Source organism: Vagococcus sp. WN80Y (assembly GCF_059621045.1).
Genome location: NZ_JCAQHY010000092.1, coordinates 1 through 6,860 on the forward strand (window position 1 = coordinate 1; position 6,860 = coordinate 6,860).

Below are 6,860 nucleotides of genomic sequence, written 5' to 3' on the forward strand. Positions count from 1 at the left end.
GTTACTTGGAGCAGAACCTCAATAAGTGATCGACCTACAAAGCCACTCCTGTCACTTTTATTATGACAGGAAATCGTCTGTAGGTCGATCACTTTTGTTTTCATTCTGTTTGGTGAGGGCGATAGCCCTCATGAGTGTTTGTCACAGCTCCTTATATTCCATTCACTTCTCCTACTAAAAAAAAACGATCAATCTCAATTTTAGCCGCCTCTGGTGAATCAGAAGCATGAATAATATTTTGATAACTTGTTGCCCCATAATCGCCTCGAATTGTGCCTGGATCAGCCTCTAAAGGATTAGTCGCACCTATCATTTTTCTGACGGTTTTAATCACACCACTTCCCTCTAAAATCAGATAAACTACCTCTGAGGAGGTCATATAACTCATCATATCTTCAAAGAAATCACGACCTTTGACATGAGCGTAATGCTCCTCAGCTAAGGATCTTGACATCTTTCCCATCTTTAATTGAGACACTCTCAATTGTTTTCGCTCAAATCGTTGAATAATTTCGCCAACCAATTGCCGTGTAACACCGTCTGGTTTAATAATAACTAAGGTCTGTTCCATTTAAATTAACTCCTTTCAACAAGCGTTTTGTAATCGCTTTAAAAGAAGATTATCATTCTTAGCCTCCAGTGTCTAGTCCACAGCTGACAAAAAGCAGCTAGGAAGTTGTCCCTAACTGCTAAAATCTCTTATCACACTAGAGCTAATAACTTAAAACTATTTACTCAAATTAATATCCGCGTTAGTTGTTTGAAGGACTAACTCTAAGGTTGTACCAGAAAGATCATAATCCACTGTTTTGCCATCTAAATAACCTTTATCACTCGCATTAACAATCAATTCCCCACTATTGGCCCGTATTCGACCACGTTTAGTAGTTGCATTTAGCTTATAAGGCAGTTCTTCCTGATAAGGCATGATAATATCAATTGTGCCATTCGTTGTCCGCGCCTCAATGCCATATTGCTTGTCATCTAACGCTATTTCTAGCTTAGATAAATCTAACCAAATATTGGCATTTTTAGTACGAGCATTTGTCACAAATAGTTGATTATTATCAGAAACGATTGAAGCATTAGTTGTAAATAACTCGGCATAATGAGCTTTTACGCTTCTCACCTGAATATCTGCATTGGTTGTTTCCAATTCCATTTTTCCAGTCTCAGCCTCAACTAATTCAAGGGTGCCATTTCTAGTAGTAGCAACTAATTGGTTACTAAAAATATCACGAAGTTTAATTGCCGCATTCTTAGTTGCAACGGTCAACTCACTGGTGTTAACCCCTGAAATCCGAATTTCGGCATTGCTATTTTCAACTGACAGCCATTTTATCATGGTCTTTGGCAAATAAACATCAAAGCCCATATAACTTACAGCGTGATAATTATAGGTCAAAACATAGCTCCCGTCTTGCTCTTCAAAGTGAATCACAGGATCACTATTCCGAATGGTCTTATAACGTCCCTCTATTTGAATAGTTGATTGATCATGGCTGCGAATTGACACCTTACTATTCTTCCCAATCAGCTTTAGCGCATTAATGACCTCTCCATAAACATCTGCCGAAATTGAAAAGGTCTGATGACTCGTTCCCATAAAATCAATTGGCGAGTCTGGCACCGTCATTCTAATTGATTCTGGTCGAACCCTTTGAGTACGAGTTTTTTCAGCTTCTACAGATCCACTACCACTTCTGGCTACCTCTCCACCAATCAACTCTAATAATTCTAATGCCTCTGTCTGTGAAATAGTTCCTTCTTGTAGCATCGTTAGCACTTTTAGTTTCTGTTCATTTGCATCCATGTTCTTCCTCCTTAGTTTCAGAGTTTTCGATTAACTGTTGACGTTGCTTTTCTGTAAAAAACGTCAAATAATTTTCTAATTTACTACTATCAAGTTGTCTCTGAGACATATAATCAATGATCAACTGTTTCTGGGATAGACTTAAAAATGGCAATAATTCTTCCATAAATTCAAATGCCTGATTAGTTAAACAGTCTAGTAAGACTTGCGTTCTAACTGCTTTTGACATCAATGGTATCACTAACTCCAACGCACTGTATTGAGCTTTTCGCAACATTTCGCTCACAACCTGTTCCTTTTGTCGACTCGATAAATAAAAATAAAACTCTTCAACTAAATAGGCAGAATCAGGAATTGCTAAAAGAGCCTTGACGAACGTCTCTTTTTGTCTATCGTTAAGCAGTGAAAAAAAATCAAAGCGAATCACAATCTCGTCAATGCTCTTAATCTTTTCCAATTCTGCGACAACCTCTTGAACTAACCGATCATCAACAATCATTTCTGTCAGTTCTGATAATTGCTCAAACTTACTACGATGTTCTTCAACAACTGGTGTTTCCCATAACATCGAGATTGATACATTAAACAACTTCGCTAATTGGGGAACTAAAGAAATATCTGGCAGTGATTCACCCCGCTCCCACTTAGAAACGGCTTGGGGAGTCACAAATAAAATTGCCGCCATTTCCTGCTGCGTTAACCTGCGTTTCTTGCGTAAAACCTTGATAGTCTCTCCCATTGATCCTGCCACCGCCACTCCTCCCAACTTTTCGCCTAACGTTAAATAAATCATAACAGCTATCTCGTTTACAGACAATCAACTAGTAGTTGCTTTCACAAAAAAAGCTATAGAATTGCCCTTTGGCAGTCTACAGCTCGAATTACGTTCTATTTTAACGTATATTTAGTCTAAATAACGCAACACTACAAAAAATTGTAAGTGCCAGTAACAATCCTTCAAACCAAATATGCTTAAGTCTTGTTTTTTCCGATTCCACAGGGGCTTGTCTAATGGTCATAATCGCCAGAACACCCCCAATAAAATTGCCAACTATTAAGGAAGAAACTAAGTATATCACTAAACTTACCTTAAAGCCTTGCTGTGGTTGCCCCTGACTATAGTGTTGATGATAAAGTAACAACCAAAAAAGTGAGAGACAGCGTCTTAACCCCTGTTACAAAAGCATATGTAAGCTCCGATTCAATCCGTGTAATATCGCCACTTAGAGAGACAACAATCATGATATCCTCACTACAAACATCCTGCTTAATCGTTTTGCGAAATTCAAATGTCGACTTAATTTCAATGGGAAATACACCAATTGACTGCATATTTCGAATAAAATCACTTATGACATTACGCTGTCCCCAGCCCGTTCCAAAGCAAAAAACTCGTTTAGCTTCAAAAATAGCTTTTACACTTTCTTCATTGTACATCTGACCAAAAAGCTTGTGCGTCGCTTGAATATCTGTTAATTGGTTGTTCGTTAGTTCTAAGTCAATCATAATCGGCGAAGCCTTCTCAAGCATCTTAGCAGTGGTGTCCTGCAACCGATACTTAAATTCTGTAAACCCAGAAAATCCAAGCTTTTGCGCCAAGCGAGAAATGGTAGACTTAGACGTTAACGTTTCTTTCGCAAGCTGCATAATCGTTAGCTGACTGCTACGCGCCTTATTTTTTAGCACATATTCCAATATCTGCAAATCAGTTTCATTTAATTTTGAATAATGGGTATTGATTAACGCTTCTAGATTCAATAGAAAACAACTCCTTGTTAGATTGAAAGTGCGCCATAATCACGCACTTTCATCATAACATACTCCTCTTGAATTTAGCTTAGTTCAGGCCAATACCCTTGGTTCGCTTCAATCAAATCGTCTAAGATTTCTTTGGCAACTCGCCCATTTGGCACTATTTTACTAACCGTTAGGGCTTGCCATAATTTTTGGTAAGAGCCTTCCTCCCACGCCTCCACTACTAATTTTTCAACTGCAACCTGCTGTTCCATCAAGCCTTTTTGGAAACGAGGAATTGCCCCCTGAACTAGGGGTTCTGGTCCGTTTGAGCCAACAATACAAGGAATTTCCACCATCGCAGTTGGATCAAAGTTAACCAAGGCGCCATTATTCGGAACAATCAGTAACATTCTTTCTTTTGTATTGTAGGCAATCGCCCGAGCCAAATCAACGATGTAAGAAGCATGATCGTCCGCCTCCAATTTTATTTCTTTAGCTGTCCCCAGGTCAACCACGCGGTTACACTCGCTGAAAACCAGCTTTTCACGATGATCCATTACCTCATTTGCACGAGTATAATCTGGATTAGCTGCTGCTGCCTCGTCTTGGGAAAAGAGATAATACTTCAAATACGTATTCGGCAATGTTTCTGGATCCAGCTCAAAAACCTCTTGAGCTTTTTGATACGTGTGCATCCAACTCGCTTCTACCTCACCCTCACTCCCTTTTAGCTCATCTGGCGTCACATAACCATGATTAGCTACATGGGCTTTAATTTTAGGCATCAAATCAGTCCCTTTTTGATCTCTAATATCCGTCCACCAACCAAAATGATTTAATCCATAGTACCTAACCGACAACTCTTTTCTATCCTTTAGCCCTAATATCTGTACCCTTCGGTGCTCAATTCCCACTGGCATGTCACAAATATTAATGATTTTACTCGTTGGCCGCAACTTACGAGTCGCCTCAGCAACAATAGCAGCAGGGTTGGAATAATTTAGCATCCACGCTTCTGGCGAATATGTCTCCATGAAATCAACTAATTCCAAAACACCGCCAATTGATCTCATGCCGTAAGCAATCCCACCAGGACCACAGGTTTCTTGACCAATAACGCCATATTTCAACGGAATTTTTTCATCCTTCTCGCGCATCGCATATTTCCCCACTCTAATGTGAGCCATCACAAAATCAATGTCACTAAAAGCCGTTTTAGGATCACACGTAGCCAAAAACTGAATATCTGGTGCGTGCTCTTTCACTAAAATTTCACACGCATCTGCAATCTGCTTTTGACGGGCCTCATCATTGTCATAAAATTTAATTTGACGGATTGGAAACTTATCTAAATTATCCAACAACATCATAATAATTCCCGGTGTAAATGTACTACCGCCACCTGCTACTAGAATTGATTGTTTTTTTAATACCATTTAAAACGCCTCTTTCTATGATTTATTCGTTAATATTTAATAGTCGATCCACTGATGCTCGCACTTGTGGGACATCAAGCCCAACAATTACTTGAAATGCTTTATCCTTTCTAACAACTCCGTGAGCCCCGACTTGCTTAAAGGCACTATCCTCTTGCACCAAGCCTTCGTCCACTACAGTCACTCGTAGACGTGTCGCACAGTTGTTGACATCCTGTATATTTTCACTGCCACCGAGTGCTTCAATATAAAGGGCAGCTGCTTCATCATAAGGTGAACTTCCCACTGCCCCTTCTCCATTTTGACGATTTCGATAATCTTTTTTGGTATACATCTTAACCTCATCCGTTTCTTCTCGACCGGGAGTTTTAAAATTCATCTTCAAAATCAAAAAGCGAAAAACGACAAAGTAAATGGCACTAAATGACAGACCTATTACAAATAGTAAAACAACTGTCCCCACATGATTGATGGACATCGGCACGATGTACTGCGTTGCCATCGTGATAATCCCACTACCAATATCTCCTACCACTCCAAAAGCATATAAAGTCGCCCCTAAAGTTCCTGCTAAAAGAGCATGTACTAAAAATAAAGGGGGCGCAATGAAGAGAAAAGTGAATTCAAAAGGCTCCGTAATACCGGCCAAAATAGCTGTTAAAACAGTTGGAATCAATAAGGCTAGCGTCATTTTTCGTTTCTCTGGCTTAGCTGTACTATAAAATGCAGCAGCAATTCCAATTGGTGCAAATAGTTTAGACGCATTATGAAGACCAAAACCACCTTCTGGGAATAACGTTTTAATCGGCACCACACTTGAAGCAAATTCATTCATGTGCTGTAGCCAATAAGCAGTTATTCCGCCTTCTACCACAGCGGGGCCGTAAATGAAGGGCTGATAGATAAAATGATGAAGTCCCGTTGGAATCAAAATTCTCTCTAAGAAAACATATAGCCAGACGCCAATAATTCCCGATGATTTCATAAAAAATTGTAGTGAACTAATTCCCGATTGAATCACCGGCCAAACTAAACAAATAATAAAAGCTAAGGGAAGCATAATAAAAAATGAGAGCATCACAACCATTGAAGACCCTTGAAAAATCCCTAAAAAATCAGGCAACTTCATTTCAAAATAACGATTATGAATAAAGACAACGATTGCCGCAATCAAAATGGCACCAATTAGGTTGGTATCTAGCGTTTTAATTCCAGCAATCATTTTCAGACCACTGTCCCCTCCGGCCTCTTGATTAAAATCAACATTAAAGAAGGAGCCTCGTAATGTTAACATCGAGTTAACAAAATAGTTAAACGTTAAATACGTAACGAGCGATTCAAGTGCGGCCCGCCCACTGGTTATTTTGGCTAAACCTAAGGGCAAGCCTATCACGAATAATAACTCTATTTGATTAAAGACTGTCCAAGCGCCACTCTCAACAATCGACCAACAATCCTTCCATAGAGTCCCATCTGCCGCAATACTTCCGACAATCAAGGTATTTTGCATCATGATGGATAACGATAATATTATGCCTGCAAAAGCAAAAAGTAACACGGGAGTAAACATAGCGCCGCCGAAGCGCTGCAATTTTTGCATCATCTATTTTAACCTCCAATTTCATATTTTTTGTAAACGGTTACCGTAATTTGAATATACAGTGTCTTAAATTTAACCACAAGCGTTCAGTTGATAGTAGGTCCAATAACTGCATTTCCATCCCTTTCCCACAAACTGGGAAAGCTCCCAAAAAAAGAGGGTGGGACAAAACTCTCTTAAAACAGAAAAATATCTTGGTGACAATCAGAATAACTGATAATCGCCAAGATATTTTTTGTACATTGAGTAGATTAGGCCAATTTATGACCAATTT

General features: G+C 39.2%; 6 protein-coding genes. All 6 read right to left on the minus strand.

From position 1 onward, the window contains the following. Positions 1-151: 151 nt before the first annotated feature. The 6 genes from ndk to AC5KOD_RS03325 all read right to left on the minus strand — a co-directional run bounded on the left by ndk (position 152) and on the right by AC5KOD_RS03325 (position 6,589). The gene (gene ndk / locus AC5KOD_RS03300) at positions 152-571 is read right to left on the minus strand and encodes a nucleoside-diphosphate kinase (protein WP_496913113.1); all 420 of its coding nucleotides are present in this window, start codon (positions 569-571) and stop codon (positions 152-154) included. Between the two features lie 156 nt (positions 572-727). Continuing rightward, entirely contained in the window at positions 728-1,813 is a 1,086-nt protein-coding gene (locus tag AC5KOD_RS03305; RefSeq protein WP_496913114.1) for a DUF4097 family beta strand repeat-containing protein, read from the minus strand. Then, a complete protein-coding gene (locus tag AC5KOD_RS03310; protein ID WP_496913115.1) occupies positions 1,800-2,606 on the minus strand; it encodes a helix-turn-helix transcriptional regulator in 807 nt (268 codons plus the stop codon). The genes AC5KOD_RS03305 and AC5KOD_RS03310 overlap by 14 nt, the downstream gene beginning before the upstream one ends. 323 nt (positions 2,607-2,929) lie before the next feature. Then, positions 2,930-3,571, minus strand: coding sequence for a MurR/RpiR family transcriptional regulator (locus AC5KOD_RS03315; RefSeq protein WP_496913116.1), 642 nt, complete (start codon positions 3,569-3,571; stop codon positions 2,930-2,932). 74 nt (positions 3,572-3,645) lie between these two features. Then, positions 3,646-4,986 (minus strand): 6-phospho-alpha-glucosidase, encoded by a 1,341-nt coding sequence (locus AC5KOD_RS03320; protein WP_496913117.1) that lies wholly within the window; start codon positions 4,984-4,986, stop codon positions 3,646-3,648. 22 nt (positions 4,987-5,008) lie between these two features. Continuing rightward, complete coding sequence (locus AC5KOD_RS03325; protein ID WP_496913118.1) at positions 5,009-6,589, minus strand: alpha-glucoside-specific PTS transporter subunit IIBC; 1,581 nt, start codon at positions 6,587-6,589, stop codon at positions 5,009-5,011. Between the last annotated feature and the right edge of the window lie 271 nt (positions 6,590-6,860).